This window comes from Vibrio profundi (assembly GCF_005281835.1).
Classification (GTDB): Bacteria; Pseudomonadota; Gammaproteobacteria; order Enterobacterales; family Vibrionaceae; genus Vibrio; species Vibrio profundi.
Genome location: NZ_RZIS01000003.1, coordinates 91,339 through 109,977 on the forward strand (window position 1 = coordinate 91,339; position 18,639 = coordinate 109,977).

The 18,639-nt window shown below is 43.9% G+C and carries 18 protein-coding genes; 9 read left to right on the forward strand and 9 right to left on the reverse strand.

Annotated elements, in window-relative coordinates; genetic code table 11:
* Positions 1-4: 4 nt before the first annotated feature.
* From ELZ11_RS09230 to ELZ11_RS09240, 3 genes are all read left to right on the forward strand, one after another.
* Positions 5-1,057, forward strand: a complete 1,053-nt coding sequence (locus tag ELZ11_RS09230) for a TRAP transporter substrate-binding protein (protein ID WP_137357115.1) — start codon at positions 5-7, stop codon at positions 1,055-1,057.
* 90 nt (positions 1,058-1,147) lie between these two features.
* Positions 1,148-1,654: a YgjV family protein gene (locus tag ELZ11_RS09235; protein WP_137357116.1), complete on the forward strand. Its 507-nt coding sequence runs from the start codon at positions 1,148-1,150 to the stop codon at positions 1,652-1,654.
* Positions 1,655-1,988: 334 nt separating this feature from the next.
* Positions 1,989-3,197 carry a NupC/NupG family nucleoside CNT transporter gene (locus tag ELZ11_RS09240; RefSeq protein WP_137357117.1) on the forward strand — a complete coding sequence of 403 codons (1,209 nt, stop codon included), beginning with the start codon at positions 1,989-1,991 and terminating at the stop codon, positions 3,195-3,197.
* A gap of 120 nt (positions 3,198-3,317) precedes the next feature.
* On the opposite strand, the gene ELZ11_RS09245 is transcribed toward ELZ11_RS09240, so the two are convergent.
* Complete coding sequence (locus ELZ11_RS09245; protein ID WP_137357118.1) at positions 3,318-4,715, reverse strand: alpha-amylase family protein; 1,398 nt, start codon at positions 4,713-4,715, stop codon at positions 3,318-3,320.
* Positions 4,716-5,049: 334 nt separating this feature from the next.
* On the opposite strand from ELZ11_RS09245, the gene ELZ11_RS09250 reads away from it, so the two are divergent.
* Positions 5,050-5,352: a hypothetical protein gene (locus ELZ11_RS09250; protein ID WP_137357119.1), complete on the forward strand. Its 303-nt coding sequence runs from the start codon at positions 5,050-5,052 to the stop codon at positions 5,350-5,352.
* A 47-nt stretch (positions 5,353-5,399) separates the two neighbouring features.
* On the opposite strand, the gene ELZ11_RS09255 is transcribed toward ELZ11_RS09250, so the two are convergent.
* Positions 5,400-6,293, reverse strand: coding sequence for a LysR family transcriptional regulator (locus ELZ11_RS09255; RefSeq protein WP_137357120.1), 894 nt, complete (start codon positions 6,291-6,293; stop codon positions 5,400-5,402).
* A 205-nt stretch (positions 6,294-6,498) separates the two neighbouring features.
* Between ELZ11_RS09255 and ELZ11_RS09260 the strand changes: the two genes are divergently transcribed.
* Positions 6,499-6,927 carry a DoxX family protein gene (locus tag ELZ11_RS09260; RefSeq protein WP_137357121.1) on the forward strand — a complete coding sequence of 143 codons (429 nt, stop codon included), beginning with the start codon at positions 6,499-6,501 and terminating at the stop codon, positions 6,925-6,927.
* 390 nt (positions 6,928-7,317) lie between these two features.
* Here the strand turns inward: ELZ11_RS09260 and ELZ11_RS09265 are convergent, their stop codons facing one another.
* The 5 genes from ELZ11_RS09265 to ELZ11_RS09285 all read right to left on the reverse strand — a co-directional run bounded on the left by ELZ11_RS09265 (position 7,318) and on the right by ELZ11_RS09285 (position 12,662).
* Entirely contained in the window at positions 7,318-8,280 is a 963-nt protein-coding gene (locus ELZ11_RS09265; protein WP_137357122.1) for a DHH family phosphoesterase, read from the reverse strand.
* 196 nt (positions 8,281-8,476) lie between these two features.
* Positions 8,477-9,151, reverse strand: a complete 675-nt coding sequence (locus tag ELZ11_RS09270; protein ID WP_137357123.1) for a hypothetical protein — start codon at positions 9,149-9,151, stop codon at positions 8,477-8,479.
* Positions 9,152-9,204: 53 nt separating this feature from the next.
* Positions 9,205-10,536, reverse strand: coding sequence for a hypothetical protein (locus tag ELZ11_RS23880; protein ID WP_208746701.1), 1,332 nt, complete (start codon positions 10,534-10,536; stop codon positions 9,205-9,207).
* Between the two features lie 170 nt (positions 10,537-10,706).
* Positions 10,707-11,630, reverse strand: a complete 924-nt coding sequence (locus ELZ11_RS09280) for a LysR family transcriptional regulator (RefSeq protein ID WP_137357124.1) — start codon at positions 11,628-11,630, stop codon at positions 10,707-10,709.
* A gap of 138 nt (positions 11,631-11,768) precedes the next feature.
* Positions 11,769-12,662 carry a DMT family transporter gene (locus ELZ11_RS09285; RefSeq protein WP_137357125.1) on the reverse strand — a complete coding sequence of 298 codons (894 nt, stop codon included), beginning with the start codon at positions 12,660-12,662 and terminating at the stop codon, positions 11,769-11,771.
* Between the two features lie 124 nt (positions 12,663-12,786).
* On the opposite strand from ELZ11_RS09285, the gene ELZ11_RS09290 reads away from it, so the two are divergent.
* Positions 12,787-13,269 carry a MarR family winged helix-turn-helix transcriptional regulator gene (locus ELZ11_RS09290; protein ID WP_137357126.1) on the forward strand — a complete coding sequence of 161 codons (483 nt, stop codon included), beginning with the start codon at positions 12,787-12,789 and terminating at the stop codon, positions 13,267-13,269.
* Between the two features lie 174 nt (positions 13,270-13,443).
* On the opposite strand, the gene ELZ11_RS09295 is transcribed toward ELZ11_RS09290, so the two are convergent.
* Positions 13,444-13,884 carry a GlcG/HbpS family heme-binding protein gene (locus ELZ11_RS09295; protein ID WP_137357127.1) on the reverse strand — a complete coding sequence of 147 codons (441 nt, stop codon included), beginning with the start codon at positions 13,882-13,884 and terminating at the stop codon, positions 13,444-13,446.
* A 34-nt stretch (positions 13,885-13,918) separates the two neighbouring features.
* Entirely contained in the window at positions 13,919-15,544 is a 1,626-nt protein-coding gene (aceB, locus tag ELZ11_RS09300; RefSeq protein WP_208746706.1) for a malate synthase A, read from the reverse strand.
* A 316-nt stretch (positions 15,545-15,860) separates the two neighbouring features.
* On the opposite strand from aceB, the gene gcl reads away from it, so the two are divergent.
* From gcl to hyi, 3 genes are read left to right on the forward strand one after another with little or no spacing between them, the layout of a single operon-like run.
* Positions 15,861-17,633 carry a glyoxylate carboligase gene (gene gcl / locus ELZ11_RS09305; RefSeq protein WP_137357129.1) on the forward strand — a complete coding sequence of 591 codons (1,773 nt, stop codon included), beginning with the start codon at positions 15,861-15,863 and terminating at the stop codon, positions 17,631-17,633.
* Complete coding sequence (locus ELZ11_RS09310; protein ID WP_137357130.1) at positions 17,605-17,832, forward strand: hypothetical protein; 228 nt, start codon at positions 17,605-17,607, stop codon at positions 17,830-17,832. Before gcl ends, ELZ11_RS09310 begins: the two co-directional genes overlap by 29 nt.
* Before the next feature lie 10 nt (positions 17,833-17,842).
* Positions 17,843-18,619 (forward strand): hydroxypyruvate isomerase, encoded by a 777-nt coding sequence (gene hyi / locus ELZ11_RS09315; RefSeq protein ID WP_137357131.1) that lies wholly within the window; start codon positions 17,843-17,845, stop codon positions 18,617-18,619.
* Positions 18,620-18,639 lie beyond the last annotated feature (20 nt).

Genomic DNA, 18,639 nt, shown 5'->3' on the forward strand with positions numbered 1-18,639 from the left:
CAATATGAAAACTTTAACTAAAACTCTCGTTGCCGCTGCGCTTGCTGCAAGTTTTGTTACCGCCCCTTTTGCAATGGCAGAGAAAGTTCTACGCATTGGTCATGACAACAAAGCAGACATCATGGAAAACCCTGCTCATGCCTTTACTGGTGTATTTAAAAACATCGTAGAAACTGCAACGAATGGTGAGATCAAAGTTCAAGTATTCCCAAGCAATCAGCTGGGTAACGCGAAAGAGCATATTCAAATGGTTCGCGATGGTCAGCTACAAGGTACGTTATCACCTGTGGGCCCGCTAGCGGGTTACTACCCACGCATTGGTGTACTGGATGTGCCATTCGCGTTTAACAACAATGCGTCTACATATGAAGTACTAGATGGCAAGTTTGGTACTGCACTCGCTCGTGATATTGAAGCGGAAATGAAAGACGTTAAAGTACTGGGTTTCCCTGATACAGGCGGCTTTTTCTCGGTAACGAACTCAAAGCGTCCAATTGAAAATTTGGAAGATTTTAAAGGCTTGCGCATTCGTACTATGACATTGCCAACTCACCAAAAGATCATTCAATCACTTGGCGCTGAAGCGTACCCGCTATCTTGGGGCGAAGTATATTCTTCACTGCAAACTGGCGTGATCGACGGCCAAATGAACCCAGTACCTACGGTATCTTTCGCGAAATTTAACGAAGTACAAAAATACCTAACGCTGACAAATCACTTGTTCGCCCCGTATACATTCATGGTAAATAAAGACTTTTACGACGGCTTAACTGAGAGCGAAAAGAAAATCGTTGCCGATGCAGTAGAGATTGCTTTGAGTGCTAACCGTGGCTTGTCTCGTTTGATTGAAGCTTCGGATGATCGTGGCCTTGCGGGCTTGAAGAAAAAGATGAAGATTAACTCTCTAACGGATGAGCAACGCGAATCTATGCGTCAAGCGACTCAGCCTGGGGTTAAAAAATACGTTCGTGAAACTCACGGAGAAAAAGGTTCAGAGCTTCTTGATTTGTTCCTAAGTGAAGTAGATAAAGCGAATAGCTCTACCTACCTTCAATAATTCATAGCGTTCTGTTCATCGCATGAACAAGCCCTGACTTATGTCGGGGCTTGATTACGTTGAAAAGCCAACCATTTTAGGGAAAGGGCATTGGAAATAGCACAGTGGGTCGGGTTTGGGAGTTTTGCGTTAGGTGTTCTTTCTTTTTGGCAGAAGGATGATCACAAGCTCAAAATGTATATGTTGGCATTTTACGCCGTCCATACTTTGCATTTTTTACTCCTAGGTAGCATGACATCGGCATTTTCGACCAGCCTTTCTTTAGTCCGAACTTGCATCGCCATTAAATACTCTGGAAAGCTACTGTGTTGGATGACGATTGCAGTGTTAGTCGGAGTTGGCACCTATTTAGCCACCAGTTGGGTGCAAATCTTTGCGATTTTAGGTACTACGATCGGCACTTATTCAATCTTTAACTTGAGTGGTATTCGACTCAGATTTGGCATGATCATCGGCGCATTTTGTTGGCTGACTAATAACATTCTAATGGGGTCGATTGGCGGGATTATGCTCGAAAGTACCTTGATCATGATGAATCTACTCACTGCATTTCGTATCCATCGCAGCCAACAGCAAGCCTCTAAATCACCAGCCTGACGATTTAATTCGTATCAATATAGAACGATCGGCTGAATAATTGACCGCGCGAACGTTTGCCTAAATAAATGTGATGCATCTCTCATTTATTTATCTATACTTCTCTTCCGGTTTTAAGCCGGTGCTTAGCCAATACAAGCCGTCACATGGATATGTGAATGACCCCACGGACCGGACCAGCTGCGTTCCTATGCTTGTATAAGGTGATTTTTACATGAACAACTTGTTGTTATTGACTACTTCGCGCAGCGCTCTGCTCGCGGTTCTTTGTCCTGCTCCTTTAGCTGCATTTGCTTTGCTAATGCTGTCTCTATAAGGATTAATCGGACATATCATGAATATTTTATTTGGTTTAATCGGCGTTGTAGCGCTGATCGTTTGCGCGTACCTGCTATCTGAAAGCCGCTCTGCAATTCAATGGAAAACGGTACTAAGAGCATTACTTCTTCAAGTCTCTTTTGCTGCTCTGGTTTTGTATTTCCCTTGGGGTCAACTGGCGCTCACTAGCTTAAGTAATGGCGTTTCCAGCCTACTTGGTTTTGCTGATGCTGGTATTGCTTTCCTATTCGGTGACCTTGCTAACACTGGTTTCATTTTTGCTATTCGCGTTCTGCCGATCATTATCTTCTTTAGTGCGTTGATCTCGGCACTTTATTACTTGGGCATCATGCAGAAAGTTATCCAAGTATTGGGTGGCGCGGTACAAAAGTTATTGGGGACCAGCAAAGCTGAATCTCTGGTTGCGACGGGTAATATCTTTCTTTCTCAAGGCGAATCTCCGCTCTTGATTCGTCCATTCCTTGCGACGATGACTCGCTCTGAACTGTTCGCAGTGATGGCTGGTGGTATGGCTTCTGTTGCGGGTAGCGTATTGGGTGGCTACGCAGGGCTAGGTGTAGAACTCAAATACCTAATTGCAGCGAGTTTCATGGCTGCACCGGGTAGTTTGATGATGGCGAAAATTATCGTTCCTGAGCGTGGCGTACCAAGTGATTACGACAACATCGAATTAGATAAAGCAGACCAAAGTAACGTTATCGATGCACTCGCAAGTGGCGCAATGAACGGTATGAAAGTTGCGGTTGCTGTCGGTACTATGTTGATCGCATTCGTGAGTGTGATTGCTATGGTGAATACTGGCCTAGAAAACGCGGCTGAAATGTTTGGCATGACAGGCATTACGCTACAAGCGATTTTCGGTTACTTATTCTCACCACTGGCTTGGTTAATTGGTATTCCAAGTAATGAAGTGTTGATGGCTGGTTCTTACATCGGCCAGAAAGTGGTAATGAATGAGTTTGTCGCTTTCATCGACTTTGTTGAAAACAAAGCGTTATTGTCTGAGCACAGCCAAGTGATCATCACGTTCGCATTATGTGGTTTCGCCAATATTGGTTCGATTGCGATTCAGCTAGGTTCTATTGGTGTGATTGCGCCAGAGCGTCGTTCTGAAGTGGCAAACCTAGGCTTAAAAGCGGTTGCAGCGGGTACGTTAGCGAACCTAATGAGTGCGTGTTTAGCGGGTATCTTTATCTTGCTTTAACGCTTTAATGTTATGTCGGCTATTTCGTCGTATCGTTATAGTTACAATTAGCGTTATTATTCTTAAAAGAAATGCCCGCAACTAGCGGGCATTTTTGTCGGAAAATTTAATGACTTTGCGCTATAGCATCAACATTCTCGCGGTTTGGGCTGGAATAGTGAGTGAGTGGTAGCGGGAGTTCACCACTTCTTTGGCGTTGCTAAGTACATCTTTATATTCTTGGTACCAATTGAATTCGTGCTGATAGGTATCAATCGTGTAAGAGCGCTGTTCCCCGCACTTATTAATGCCGACAAGCCCTTCTTTTCCTCGTTTGAATATCAGCAAACATTGGTCGCTATAAAGAGTGGTCATTGTTTTACCTTGCATGCTGTTATGGAATTTGAGCATGTTGACCATAGAGGTTTCATTCCAAACGTCTGCCCAGCGTCCATTGTCTTGATCTTCTTCATCTGGCAGCTCATCGCTGTAAATCAGCGGCGTACCGCCATCTTTACCGAGTATATAGGCGTATGCCAACTCTTCACTTTTTTCATCCATGATCTGATAGCGGAAACCATCGTTTGTCGGAATATCGTGGGTGATGGTGAAAGTAATAGCGCGATGGTTATCTAACGCTTGGCCGTAAGCGAGTGGGTCGTGTAACTGATTGAGTCCACCGCTGTACGAAAATGCCGACCGAATCGACGCAAACAGTGGAAAGTCGTACGCTGAGTGATTGGTATTGTTTAAGTAAGGGGCAAGGAAAGATTCATAACTAGAATCGCCTTTACCTCCACTAGTAATGACTTCACCAAACACATGCATTCCTGACGTGATTTCTGGAGTGAATATTTGATCAATTTGATATTGACTCATGTGCTTGACGGCGTCGATTCTAAAGCCTTTGATACCCATTTCTTTCAACGCTTCTAGGTAGAGCTTTTGTTGGCTTACAACCCAGTTATTTGGGTCTAGGTCAGGAAGGCCAGTGTCACCATTTCCACCGCATAAACGCCAATATTGAACATGACCTGGATTCCCCCAATCTGTAATACAGCCAGCTGGATGAAAATCGTTACTGGAAAATGAACCCTGTGATAAGTCGCCAAATAACTTTTGATCGTTAAAGTAGCTCAAATTATTTTGGTAGCTCGTGAGAACCTCTTCTCCGGGGTAGTTAAGATCATCACGCTTCCAGCTCTCATTAGCCATATGATTGAGCACAACATCGGCATATACGTCGACGCCTTTCGCTTTTAATGCCGAGATCATTGCTTGTAAATTTTGCTTGTTACCAAGTGGGGAATCGATCACTCTAAAATCTTGAGGTTGATAGCGTGCCCACCATTGCGTTCCGCTTGATTTCATTGCCGGCGAAATTAACACTTTCTTGTAGCCCGCATCGGCGATGGCATTAGCTTTAGAGGTGACATCAGAGTATTGCCAGTTAAAAGCATGCAAAATGGCATCGGCATTGGCCATTCCGGAAAAGCTGGCAGCAGCAATAGTCGCTAATAATAGTTTGTTATTTTTCATTGTATGGTTCCACGTTATGTATAACGCTAAGAAATGTATCAATTCTATAAATAGAGCTAAGCTGCGTTTAAATCGCTCTTGAACCTGAATCACTTTTTGCGTGGGCTCATTTACGGTATTCGAGAGGTAGGTAAAAATTGGTATAGGTAGTGCGGCTTGACAGCTAAAAGCTATGTAGAACTACAAAGTGTGTTCTGTGTAAAACTTGAGCAATTTAGCATGTGCAAAAAAGTTCATGCATAAATCAGAACATCTTATTCAAGACTTCCCGTTATCAAACGATCTTCATGATTTGTATATTTCTGTTATCCCAAGACAACAGAGATAAACGAACATGAAATTAAAAACAGTATTGGTTAGCGCGTTACTTTTGACTTCTTTTACGGCCGCTGCCGAGTTAAAAATGTCGGTGAACCAACAATCGAACGGGGTGCTAGTGACCGTTACTCAGAATGGAAAAAGTGTCGCTAATGCGAAGGTGTCTTCCAATATAAGAGGACAGCAAACGGAAGTGACATCGGATAAGGGCCAAGCCTTTTTTCATAAAGGAAATATCGCTAGAGTTTATAAATTTGAAGCGGTAACCCCAGGAGGGGACAGTGTAAAGGCAAGCCGATTCATTGGTCGAGATAGGTAATCTTTCACCCAAGTTCAACCTTAGTGTTGAACTTGGGTGTACTAGCATCAGAGTTGATTCCAAATTTTTTCTAGCTTTTTTAATGCCAGAGTCTTCGCTTTCCCCATATTCCCGCGCTGCCACGCCAACACGATATCTACTGTTCGAGCGTGGCCAATCTCAATCAAGCTGCCTTGCTCCAGTGCGGGTGTCGCTAAGTGTTTGGGCACGGTTCCTATCCCCAAATTACGTTGAATCGCGATGAGTTTGTTACTCATCGAACTGACCGTGCAGGTTTTTTGGTTCGACAATATGTTTTTGGTCACCTTAGGGGAGGAGAAAGCGGTATCGGCGACGACAACTATCGTATGCTGGCAACGTGTCACTTCGCTGAGCGGCTCTGGCTCGTTTAATATTTGCGAGTTATTTGCGGCGACCCAAATCATATCCACATGACCAATCACTTTCGTGTTTACTGTATTGGGGAGCTCCATGGTTGGCGTTGACGATAGCAAGATGTCAGCTTTGCCGGAAATAAGAGATTCCCATCCCCCAGACAGAATATCCTCTTGTGTATGAAGCTGTGTTTCGCATTCGTTTGCCATATCGCTAATCAGAGTGAGAGCGGCGTCTTGACCGATAATCCCGTCATAGGAAAGATAAAGTTCGGTTTCCCATCCCTTTGAAAAACGTTGTATTTGGTGAACAAGTTCGTCGGAAGCGTTAAGTAAGTGCCGCCCTTGTTCAAGTAGTAGCTGGCCCACTTGAGTAAACACGGCGCGATGCCCCGATCTATCTAAAATCAGAATGCCTAACTCATCTTCAAGCTTTTGGATCTGATAGCTAAGTGCTGAAACGGAACGATTCAGATGAGCAGATGCTGCGGAAAAAGTCCCTTCACGATGCAATACATCTAAGATTTGTAAGGTATCAAGTGGCAGTGTTTTTTTGAGAGATTTCATGATTTTTATACAGCGTAGGCTAAACCCATAAAAAAGATGCCGTTAATCCTATCAGCAGTTGATGGTGTAGAAGAGCGGATAACCGTTAGAAAATTGTATGGGGATATGTCTACTAAATTTCAGAACAAGTCGTTTTATTTTTCGAGATATCCTCTTGTTGAGCCGACAGGTAACCTATTGAAAAATTTAACTTAAGGCTTTTTCAATGAAAATTACTTGGAACGATTCTTTACTAGTGGTCGCGCGCATTCTGCTGGCTTATCTATTTATTCAAGCTGGGTGGGGCAAACTGCTTAATTACGAACAAACGGCCAACTATATGGCGACACAAGGTGTTACTGGGGCTTTGTTACCGTTGGTTATATTACTCGAATTTTTTGGTGGTCTTGCAATTTTAGTGGGCTTTTTGACTCGTGTGACTGCGTTAACCATCACTGCGTTTTCTGTTATCTCTGGACTGATGTTTCACTTTGATTTGAGCCAGTCAGGACAGATGATTCACTTCTATAAAAACTTATCGCTAGCAGGTGGGTTTCTAGTGTTAGCGGTGCACGGGGGCGGAGGAATGAGTGTGGATCACTGGTTACAGAATAGATTTAGCTTTTATAAAGGTCGGTTTATTAATTCTCTATAGTTTTTAATGGTTTAGCGATATAACGGGTTTAGAGGATACCTCATCCAACTATTTTTAGAGTAATCAAGCGCCCCTTTTTAAGGACGCTAGACTAAATGAGTCAGCCTCATTGCAAAATTGTAATAGGCTGACTCGCTCTAGAGCTATTCTAAGTCGTCATCTTAAAGCTTAGATGTGCTTGGCGATAAATTTGATTATTGAATCCGCCACTTCTTACCCTTCTGGGCAGTGTCCGTCTGTGCCGTAAAATCCGCAATTCCTTAGCTTTAATGAGCCGCGGTTTTCTTCACTCTTATGCAGAGGCAATCATGCTTCCAGGTATTAATCACTAGAGGTATTAAGCACCAGCATTGACCTATTCACGAGGGGTGAAGTGGTTTTCAGATTAGTCTATTGGTAAAAGCTATTTAATGCTGTGACAAATGCATGCTTGTCATTAAGCGGTAGAGCATTGATTCCGGCTGCTGCTTTTCTGCCTCCTCCCGTGGCAAATTGCCCGCACACTTCATCTGCGCCGATACGGTTTTCTAATGGAGCCCGCACGCTTACCGTGTAATCTGATTTGTTTGAATTCAATGTGAGAACTGCGTGAGCTTTTTCTGGTTTTTGGTTGGCGAGTTGATTGCCAAAAACGCCGCTAATACGTCGAGCCCATGGCTGATTGGGTAACTCAAATACGCGGCAAGTTTCGTTTTCAAATATAGGGCTGATAGCAGAGAGCTCTTTGTAGTCGGCATTGTAGCCGCGCTTTAGCTGGTAATACGGAGAGCCTTTATCCCCTTTTAATAACAGCGGATCTTTGTAGTTCAGTAACTGGCGGAATAATTGATCGGGTGCAATATGCAGATCATCTAACGAAGCTCCGTATCCGTTGTAATTGATCAAAGTGCCAAGTTCTTTTAAAAACTCAATATCATCAGGCGTTAAGCTACTGGTTTTAGCCAAGTCTTGCGCGGTGGAAATTAGGTTGTCACCAAATGCCGCAGTGATTGCCCAGTTGAAGAATTGACCGTTAAGATATTCGTTGATCAGTAACCCAGTACAGACTTCAGAGTCTAAGTTAATGAGCGCAGTTAGGTGTGGAGAATTTGGGATGTCACCACAGCGGTGATGATCACAATAGAAAACACCGATGCTTTTTTTAAGCAATGCCTGTAACGCAGCCGTGTTCTTTTCCATTGAAATATCAAGAACGGTAACAGAGGTGGCATCGTTCGCATTATTTACTTGGTCGAGTAATTTGATATCGCGCTTAATTCCGGTGACGAGCTGGCTCTCTTTTGGTTCGGCTAGTCGTAGTTGGAGGAGCGCAATTATCCCATCGGCATCGCCATTAAAAACATCGTAATGCATATAACCCTTTCATACACCTGCATAAATCGTGCTTAGACTTTACCTGTATTGGTTCAATAAAGTAAACGAAAGCGTCCGATGAAAAGGTAATGGCTTATAATTAAAATGCGCTGAGTAGTTAGTGGTAGGTTATAAAAAATCCCCTTTGCCCAAGGCTTACAGCAAAGGGGGAGAGTTACCAAATGAAACGGTAAAATTAAAAACGTAGATTGAACCCAAGTTCGACACTGCCATCTGACCTAAATACGTCTCCTGGGCTTACCCGTTTTTGGCCAAACGTATATTTCAAATATGGCTCCACCCACTTTGGTTTAAGCGTAAAGGTGACGTCTTGGCTGTTGTAGTAGCCTTTGTCTCCGGTTAAGGAGCGGTCATGACTAAACGAATAGGAAAAGTTCATGTACTGAGAGGGTGAATAGCTAGTGCCAATGGTGTTTTTCCATTCTCGGTTTGTCATGTCGAAAATCGGAATTGATACCTTGCGCCATTCGTGTGATGTATTGGCAAAAACCATAATATTATCGGTAAGTGCTGCACCGCCAAAAAGGCCGATGTCATAAATATCCATCAGGTCTGCACGGCCATAACTGATAAACGCTTCGGTATAGTAATCACCAAGCATCAAACCGTAACCGGTGCCGAGTTCTAGATAACCTTCGGAGTCGATTTCTGCACTGATATTGATTTCTTCCGTCGCTTGAATCACTCCCGAAACAGTGCCAACCCAGCTGTCTCCAGCTTTAGCGGTTTGAAAGCTAAGGCTTGGCTCGTGGTAACTTAGAGTGGTAGAGGCTGGCTCGTTTGACAGCGCATAGCCACTCACCAAACCAAGTAAAATTAGTCGTTTCATAGGAATCTCGAAAACTCTCAAAAAAAAGGAGCCGCATATAAGCGACTCCTTTGCTTTTTATTTTATTATTTTATCTAGCTGCGGCTAGCGCGATCTTTGATCGCTTGTTTGATTTGCTGACGTTGCTCTTGAGATAGTGATTGAATTTGTGAGCGTAGTTCATGCTTTTGCTCTGCTGTTAATTCAGGTCGAGTTGGTAGCCACTCTGTGATCTTATCTTTTGCTGTATCTTTTAGCTCTTGTACTGTTTTTCTTTCACCAGTAAGCAAGTAGTAACCTAGAGAATTACCTTTTAAATCCATCTCTATGTTAGCAATCTTCAACATAGTAAGTTTATTATCTTGAGCCCACTGTGCAGTGATGTCTTTGGTCGTGTGCCAAGCCTTATCTCTCATCTCTTCACTAACAGCTCCTTTCCCTTCGTTTGCAACAAATGCAATAGCTAGGAACTTTTGCTCATTTGGAGTTAAGTGAGTCATAGCTTCTTTATATGCGTTCGCAGTCTTTACAGATACCGCTGTTTCGCCTTCTGAACCAGATACAATGATGCCAACAGGTGTATCTGTAATGGTCACTTCACTAGCCCCTAAACTAATTACGAGTTTGTTATCATCAACTAACTCAAACTCAAACCCAAGACCAAATTCTGGGTCGACTAGTCCCCATTCGTTATCAATATTCTCATCAATAGATACCGACTTCTCACCTGTAGCACTGTTCCATGTGTAGATCATCCCATCTTTTTTAACAGTTACGGTTGTGTGACCGTTAAGTTCGTCCGTTGTAAAGTTAACAGTTGAACCGTCGTAGAAATAGGCACTTCCGTTGTGTCTATCACCTTCAAATTCACCAATAGCTTTATCATCTTTAATGATGGTTCCTAACTCGTTGATTGTGCCAATGTGTTCTTCACCAATATAGATTAACTTGCTTTCACCTTCTTCAACGATTGAGATAGAAGTAGCGCCTTCATCTCCCCATTTCGGCGGAGTATCGACAATGGTGCCGTCTGCCATAAGGCGGCCATCGACAACCGTTAGGGTTACTTCAACTAATTCGCCTTTAATGACTCCTTGGTAAGTAATTGTGTCGCCTTGTGTAATAAGAGTTCCCATTACATTACCTTGACTATCGACAACTTGACCTTCTTCTACTGAGTATATGTTTCCGTCGATTAGTACGTGAGTTGAACCTTCACCGGTTTGATCTCGGACAATCAAAGCATTGTAGTCACCAGCGTCACCTGTAATCAGAGCAGCGTCAAACTCTTCGCCCTGAAGGTACTGAACATCAGCAATTCCATCTTGCGGTGCTGGGCCAGTACCCCCATTGTCACTTGAACCAGAAGAAGAACAACCAGCTAGGAAAGAGGCTGCGATTAGTGTGCTTAATAGTTTTAGTTTCATGATCTACTCTCAAAGTGTGTTAGGAACAAAAGGTTGCGTCTTGCAGTGTTGTGTGGCGTTCCTAGCCGATGAGAGAAGTATATGGAGAGCGTAAAAAAGCCTCTAATCGCTTGATGGAATAGAGGCTTTTACGCTTGGTTATTAATGAGCCCAGATAAACAGCGTGATAACTACTGGTTATCATTGAGGATAGAGTCGAGTACCTTTTTTAACCACAGTGTTGTTGGGCTGTTGCGGTTCTTGTGGTGGAAGTAAGCACAAACAGTAGGCATGATATCGGTACTATCGAAGCGGATTTGAATAGCCCTTAAAGAGGTTTTTTGTTCTATATCGAGAAACTTAGATGCTGGGAACATCATGTCTGAGTTTTTCACGACATCAAGGACAGCGGATGGTAGTTCTGAACGAAAGCCTACATTTGCTGAAAGCCCTTTTACTTTGAGGATTTTTTCCGCAAGTGGTTGGTGCGAGTTCCAATCAATTGCTATTACGGTCGCCAACTCAAAGTTCACACCATCCTTCACTTCAATAAAGTCACCTTTGTAAGGGTGATCATGGCGGACATACCCTTTGAAGCTGTCTTGTGCGATAGGCTGTTGAAGGAGCTCTTTAGGCGCGTGACCAATTTCGTAGTTAAGCCCAATATGTACTTCATCATTGATAATTTCGGTCATGGTGGCTTTCGACCAGTTCAATAAGTGAACTTCAACATTGGGCGCTTGGGCGCGAATTGCCTGGAATAGTTTGCTCGAAATCGAGCTAAGCAAAAATGGGGAGAGTGCTAGCTTGATCGGGCCTTGCAACTGTTTTGGGTCGAAATCATTACTGCTATTCAGGGCTAGACTAAGCTCATCCATTATTGGCGCAATACTTTCAGCCAGCATGTTTGCATGTTCGGTGGCACGTAGTCCATGGTGGGTTTTTACAAACAGCTCGTCATCGAAATGATCTCTTAAGCGTTGTAATGCTTTACTCACCGCTGGTTGAGATACGAATAGACGCTCGGAGGCTTTTCGCATGTTCCTTTCTTGGTGAAGAATAATGAAAGTGCGAAGTAAATTTAAATCGAGATTAGAGAAGAGATCTTTTGCCATCTTGAACGCCTTAATGCCTGAATATATTAATAATAAGGTCAGGTAGATAAGAGGACAAATGGATATTTGATATGGATGTGAGCCAAATAAAGAAAAACCCGCGCTCGGCGGGTTTATTCGTATGGTGGTAATTTCTACTTATTCAGTAACAGTTTGAACTGGTTTCGCTTGCCTTATCGCTAAGATGATTTGCGGCAGCAATGACATAACAATCATACCTATCATGAAGGAGTATTGCGTTGCGGTGAACGATTCACCCATCAATACCATGCCTGTCACGATGCCTGCGACTGGGTTAGCAATACCACCGAAGGTAAAGTCGACCACTGACATACGTTGTAGCAACCAAACGTACATGCCATAGCCAAGTGCTGTATTTAATCCGATGACCCAAAGTAAGCCCATCGCGTTGCGGCTGTCGAAGTTGTTAAGCGCATTGGCGTAGGGTTGGGGATCAATAAACGCGTGGACGATTGAAGCAAGTGACAAAATCATGCCGCCTAAAATCAGCTGCCAAGTAAGCACTTTCCACCAGTGCATTTTATTACCTAGTGACTTAGTAATACTGCTGCCAATGATGATACACATAATTGCGGCAAACATTGCGCCTAAACCCACAGGGTTTAGTGAGATCTGACTTGGGTTAAACAGCATCCACGCTAATGCGACGAGACCAGCCCCTGATGCCGCTTGAATAAAGTGCGGGCGCTGCTTTTTAACGATCCAATGAAAGATCATAGCAAACACAGGTACTGAAATCATACCTACACCGGATATCGCAGATGGCAAGGTTAACGCCATTACAAAGATCAAACCAAAGAAGGTCGCGATGTTAATGAGGCCAAGGCTGAAAATAATTTGCCATTCGCCTTTTTTTGGCAAAGTCGGTTTTACTGCAAGCAATAACAGACCAGCAGGCAAGGCGCGTAATGCACCCAATAACAATGGTGGCCACTCCTGTAGCGTAAATTGCGTCACTGCATAGGTTGTTCCCCAAAAGAAGGCAGGGATCATTGCCAGTAGTATATTCATTTGAAATATCTTTACGTTAAGATAACTATTTGTGTGAACTGTATACTTATAATTTATGATTGTAAAGTATCTTTATGTTAAACTAATTCGAAGTATCGAAATCAATTATGGAGCTAGGTTGCAAATGGATGCTATCGACCGCGTAGTAGAGCAGTGGGCTAAGGAAAAGCCTGAGCTAGAAACTGAACCAATGGCAATGATGGGTAGAATCATGCGTATTGCCAAGTACATGGAGACACAAGTTGCTGATCTTCATAAAAAATACGACATGAAATTAGGTGAGTTTGATGTTCTGGCGACACTGCGTCGTTCAGGGAAACCGTACCGCTTAACCCCGTCTGAATTGATTGAATCTATGATGCTGACATCTGGCGCGATGACGAATCGATTAGATAAGCTTGAAGCGAAAGGTTTGATTGTAAGAGCGCACAGTAAAGAAGACCGACGCAGTGTCACTGTTGAGTTAACCAAAGATGGTTTGGTGTTAATCGACCAAATGATGTCGGAACACGTAGAAACTCAAAAGTACCTAGTAAAATCGTTATCGGCGACTCAAAAAAAGAATACCAATCAGCTACTTAAAACTTGGCTTAGTGCTTACGAATAAACGGTAAACGGCTTATGGCTTGTGAATACATGAGTGTTTGCAAGCTGCTTTATCGAAGTTATATGCAGATGTGATGTGAGCTTACGAGAATAAAAAAACCGAAGTCAGTGACTTCGGTTTTTGTTTGTTTGAATGTTAACGTGAGTAAGAGTGCGGTTCACAATCTGATTGAAGTTACGCTTGTGCCATTTCATCACTGAAAAGGTCGGCGCAGCCAATCCCATTTATGGCGCAGCTTTCATCGATGTCAGAAACATCGCCACTTACGCCGATTGCTCCTAGCACGGTTTTGTCTGCATCACGGATTAATAGGCCACCCGGTACAGGGACCATATTGCCGTGAGCCAGTACGTTAACTGCGGAGATAAACGCAGGTCGGTTATCGGCATCTTGTGCCAGTTTTCTTGAGGAACAACCGAGTGCCAGTGCCCCCCAAGCTTTGGCTATCGCGATGTCTGGTCGCATCATGCTCGAGCCGTCTTGACGTTGCAATGAAATGAGTTTACCGCCACTGTCTAAGACGGCGACCGTCAAAGGTTCTGTGCGGATCTCTTTCCCTGCTTTAAAGGTACCATCAATGATGGTTAACGCTTGTTGTAGAGTCAAACTTCCCATGTTATCTCCTAGTTTTCAAAGGGTATGAATCGCCTTAACTTGGCTCTTGCAATAACCCATAGCTTGGTAAAGTTAGGAAGGCAGCAAACTCTTTAGCGGTAGAAAGTTGATAGAAAAGATCAGCTGTCTCTTCAAATCGACCTGCCGCGTAACGAGTATCACCGACTTCAAGTTTTATGGTATCTAGCTCTTGGTATAACCAAGAGTGGAATAATTTTGCTGTGAATTCTTGGCCGTCATCCAGTTGAACGCCATGGTGAATCCATTGCCAGATATTGGCACGCGAGATTTCTGCCGTAGCAGCGTCTTCCATCAAGCCGTAAATTGGCACACAACCAAAACCTTGAATCCATGCTTCGATGTAGTACAAAGCGATGCGAATATTCTTACGAACGCCAGCTTCGTCGCGAGTACCAGCACATGGCTTAAGTAGTAGGTCTGCGTCAATCGTGTGAGTTGGGCTTTGGTAATCCAATTGGTTTACTTTGCCGTCTAAGTGTTTGTCGAAAACAGACATCGCTAAATCAACGAGTGCAGGGTGTGCAACCCAAGTGCCATCGTGACCGTTTTGCGATTCACGTTGTTTGTCTTCAATTACCTTCGCAGTTACACGTTCCATTTCTTTTGGATCTTTCGCTGGAATGAAGGCTGACATGCCACCCATCGCTAATGCGCCACGAGCGTGACAAGTACGAACCAGCAATTGGCTGTAGGCGTTAAGGAATTCTTGATCCATGCCAATGCCGTGTCGGTCTGGCAAGATACGGTCTTGATGGTTTTTCAGTGTTTTGATGTAGCTGAAAATGTAGTCCCAGCGGCCACAGTTCATCGCAACGATGTGATCACGCATCGCATACAGCATTTCTTCCATTTGGAAAACCGCTGGTAGCGTTTCAATTAGAACGGTCGCGCGAATGGTGCCACGTGGTGCTTTGAAATAATCTTCAGTGAAGGTGAATACATCGTTCCACCACTGCGCTTCTTCCATACTTTCCAGTTTCGGAATGTAGTAATAAACACCTAGCCCCTTATCTGCTCGTGTTTGATAGTTGTGGAAGAAGTACAAAGCGAAATCCATCAAACAGCCCGCTATAGCTTGGCCGTTAAATTGAATCGATTGCTCTGGCAGGTGCAGGCCGCGTGGTCGAGCAATCAATAGAGATGGATCTTCGTTTAAAGAATATTGCTTACCTTTCTTTTCATCAAAGTAGCTAATGGTACCTAAGTTGGCATCACGTAAGTTAATTTGGCCGTCGACCATGTTCGCCCACGTTGGCGAAGAGGCATCTTCGAAACAGCACATAAATACTTTTGCGCCCGAGTTCAGCGCGTTAATCACCATCTTACGTTCGATAGGGCCAGTAATTTCTACTCGGCGGTCTAGCAGTTCAGGTGGTGGGGTAGCCACTTTCCAGCTTTTGTCTTGGCGAATAGCAAGAGTATCTTCACGGAAGTTAGGTAACTCACCGTTATCGAACTTAGCTTGTTTTTCATCGCGAGCGTCTAGAAGCGCATTTCTGCGATCGCCAAACTTATTTACTACTGCCTGTAAGAAGGATAAAGCATCATCGGACAAGATTTGCTTGTACTCGGGCTTGTCCATGTTACCGAGTACCTGAATACAAAGTGACTCTTCTCTTTCCTTTACATCATTCAAAATCATTGCCTGTCTCCTTTAAACAATATCATTCGATTTTGTGTACAAAACATTATTTTTAAAGATACTTATATTGCAAATTGTGTAAACAATCAAAGGGTATTTAACATTTATTTATCAAATTGAAAGTTGCGAAATTATTTTTACGTAAAGATATTTTATGTAAAGCAATGAATACTAAGGTTTAAGGGGTTAGTGATTACTTAATATCGCTTAGATTGTAAAAAAAATGTTTCATTTAGGGGTTGCTAAATCCTGAGGATGATTCATAGTACACAAAAGCGAATAAAATTGTATACAATCGAAACTGGAGGTTCGAATGGCAAGAATGAAAGCAATTGAAGCAGCTGTTGAAGTGCTTAAGCGTGAAGGAGTGGACATCGCATTTGGTGTACCTGGCGCAGCAATCAACCCTATGTATGCAGCAATGAAGAAACTAGGCGGTATTGATCATGTACTAGCTCGTCACGTTGAAGGTGCGTCTCACATGGCAGAGGGTTATACCCGTACTAATCAAGACAATATCGGTGTTTGTATCGGTACTTCTGGCCCTGCGGGCACAGACATGATTACTGGTCTTTATTCTGCTTCAGCGGATTCGATCCCAATCCTTTGTATTACAGGCCAAGCGCCGCGTGCTCGTCTTCATAAAGAAGACTTCCAAGCGGTAGACATTGAAAAAATCGCTGAACCAGTGACTAAGTGGGCAACTACGGTTCTAGAACCTGCACAGGTGCCACGTGCTTTCCAAAAAGCATTCCACCTAATGCGTTCAGGTCGTCCAGGTCCAATCCTGATTGATTTACCTATTGATGTTCAGCTTGCTGAAATCGAGTTCGACATCGATACGTACGAGCCGTTAGCACCGTACAAACCACAAGCAACACGTGAGCAAGTTGAAAAGGCCATGACAATGATGGCTGAATCTGCAAACCCTCTGATTGTGTCTGGTGGTGGTGTAATCAACGCAGGCGCTTCTGAGTTACTACAGCAATTTGCTGAAATCACTGGCGTACCAGTAATTCCAACGCTAATGGGCTGGGGCACAATCCCAGATGACCACGAGCTAATGGCAGGTATGGTAGGTCTACAGACTTCTCACCGTTACGGTAACGAAACCATGCTGAATTCAGACTTCGTATTCGGTGTTGGTAACCGCTGGGCAAACCGCCATACCGGTTCTGTAGATGTTTACACTGAAGGTCGTAAGTTCGTTCACGTTGATATCGAGCCAACTCAAATTGGCCGAGTGTTCTGTCCTGACCTAGGTATTGTCTCTGACGCGAAATCAGCACTTGAGCTAATGGTTGAAGTAGCAAAAGAGTGGCGTGATGCAGGCAAACTGCCAGACCGTAGTAAGTGGGTTGGCGAGTGTCAAGAACGCAAAGCAACCATGCTACGTAAGACTAACTTCGATGACGCACCAATGAAGCCGATGCGTGTATACGAAGAAATGAACAAAGCATTCGGTCGCGATACTTGTTACGTCAGTACGATTGGTCTATCGCAAATTGCGGCGGCTCAGTTCCTACACGTGTACAAGCCACGACATTGGATTAACTGTGGTCAAGCGGGCCCATTAGGTTGGACAACGCCTGCTGCTCTAGGTGTACGTGCTGCGGATCCAGATCGTGACATCGTTGCTATCTCTGGTGACTACGATTTCCAATTCATGATTGAAGAACTAGCCGTAGGTGCGCAATTTAACTTGCCTTACATCCACGTACTAGTGAACAACTCTTACCTAGGTTTGATTCGTCAGGCTCAACGTCAATTTGATATTGATTACTGTGTTCAGCTTGCCTTTGATAACCAAAATGCGCCTGAGCTTGACGGCTACGGTGTGGACCACGTCGCAGTGGTAGAAGGCCTAGGTTGTAAAGCGATCCGTGTACGTGAACCAGACCAAATCGCTGCTGCTTTCGAGCAAGCGAAAGAGCTGATGAACAAACACAAAGTTCCTGTAGTAGTAGAACTGATTCTTGAACGAGTTACGAACATTGCTATGGGTGTAGAAATCAATGCCATCAACGAATTTGAACCGCTTGCCGAAAGTCGCGCCGATGCCCCGACAGCGCTTGCGCACAAGTAGCTTTGTTTCAGTAGAGTCAAAAGCTGACTCTACTGGCTCACTCCAAACGGAGTCGGCCTCAAAACAAAATACTGGTTACGGTAAATCAAACAATAACGACGATACTGGCTCACGAGATATGAGCCACTATTGGAAAAAATTTGGGCTCACCATCGCGAGAATCAATATCGCGAAGCGCAGTGGGCTGTTTAGAAAGTAAGGACAGAGTAATGGCAAAATTTGCAGCAAACTTGTCAATGTTATTCACCGAAATCGATTTTATGGATCGTTTCGAAGCGGCAGCCGAAGCAGGCTTCCAAGGCGTTGAATACCTTTTCCCTTATGCATTTGATGCACAAGAGATCAAACAAAAGCTCGTCGCTAACAACCTAGAGCAAGTGCTTTTCAACTTGCCAGCTGGTGACTGGGATGCAGGCGACCGTGGTATCGCGGTAGACCCATCTCGAGTTGAAGAATTCCAAGCGGGTGTGCCAAAAGCGATTGAATACGCTAAAGCGCTCGGTTGTAAGCAAGTGAACTGCCTAGCGGGTATTGTTCCTGAAGGTGTGACACAGCAAGACGCACAAGCCGCTTTCGTGATTAACCTGCACTATGCTGCGAATGCACTGGCAGCAGAAGGCATTCACTTAGTGATCGAAGCCATCAACACTCGTGATATTCCAGGTTTCTTCTTGAATACCACAGAGCAAGCAAAAGCAATCATTAAAGAAGTGGGCAGCGATAATCTGTCTATTCAATACGATATCTACCACATGCAAATTATGGAAGGCGATCTCGCACCAACGATGCAAAACAACATTAAGCAAATTGCGCATGTTCAACTTGCGGACAACCCAGGTCGTCACGAGCCGGGAACGGGCGAAATCAACTATCCATTCGTACTTAAACACTTAGACGACATTGGTTATCAAGGTTGGGTAGGTTGTGAGTACAAACCTGAAACGACAACCTTAGAAGGCCTAGGTTGGCTAAACCAGTACCGCTAATCGCGACTGGCACTCAATAA

Excerpts from the sequence above, each read along its gene's own strand:
- ELZ11_RS09240 (WP_137357117.1), top strand. The coding sequence starts at position 1,989 with ATGAATATTTTATTTGGTTTAATCGGCGTTGTAGCGCTGATCGTTTGC.
- ELZ11_RS23880 (WP_208746701.1), bottom strand. The coding sequence starts at position 10,536 with ATGAAACTAAAACTATTAAGCACACTAATCGCAGCCTCTTTCCTAGCT.
- ELZ11_RS09255 (WP_137357120.1), bottom strand. The coding sequence starts at position 6,293 with ATGAAATCTCTCAAAAAAACACTGCCACTTGATACCTTACAAATCTTA.
- ELZ11_RS09265 (WP_137357122.1), bottom strand. The coding sequence starts at position 8,280 with ATGCATTACGATGTTTTTAATGGCGATGCCGATGGGATAATTGCGCTC.
- gcl (WP_137357129.1), top strand. The coding sequence starts at position 15,861 with ATGGCAAGAATGAAAGCAATTGAAGCAGCTGTTGAAGTGCTTAAGCGT.
- ELZ11_RS09285 (WP_137357125.1), bottom strand. The coding sequence starts at position 12,662 with ATGAATATACTACTGGCAATGATCCCTGCCTTCTTTTGGGGAACAACC.
- ELZ11_RS09295 (WP_137357127.1), bottom strand. The coding sequence starts at position 13,884 with ATGGGAAGTTTGACTCTACAACAAGCGTTAACCATCATTGATGGTACC.
- ELZ11_RS09280 (WP_137357124.1), bottom strand. The coding sequence starts at position 11,630 with ATGGCAAAAGATCTCTTCTCTAATCTCGATTTAAATTTACTTCGCACT.
- hyi (WP_137357131.1), top strand. The coding sequence starts at position 17,843 with ATGGCAAAATTTGCAGCAAACTTGTCAATGTTATTCACCGAAATCGAT.
- ELZ11_RS09230 (WP_137357115.1), top strand. The coding sequence starts at position 5 with ATGAAAACTTTAACTAAAACTCTCGTTGCCGCTGCGCTTGCTGCAAGT.
- ELZ11_RS09260 (WP_137357121.1), top strand. The coding sequence starts at position 6,499 with ATGAAAATTACTTGGAACGATTCTTTACTAGTGGTCGCGCGCATTCTG.
- ELZ11_RS09290 (WP_137357126.1), top strand. The coding sequence starts at position 12,787 with ATGGATGCTATCGACCGCGTAGTAGAGCAGTGGGCTAAGGAAAAGCCT.
- ELZ11_RS09250 (WP_137357119.1), top strand. The coding sequence starts at position 5,050 with ATGAAATTAAAAACAGTATTGGTTAGCGCGTTACTTTTGACTTCTTTT.
- ELZ11_RS09310 (WP_137357130.1), top strand. The coding sequence starts at position 17,605 with ATGCCCCGACAGCGCTTGCGCACAAGTAGCTTTGTTTCAGTAGAGTCA.
- ELZ11_RS09245 (WP_137357118.1), bottom strand. The coding sequence starts at position 4,715 with ATGAAAAATAACAAACTATTATTAGCGACTATTGCTGCTGCCAGCTTT.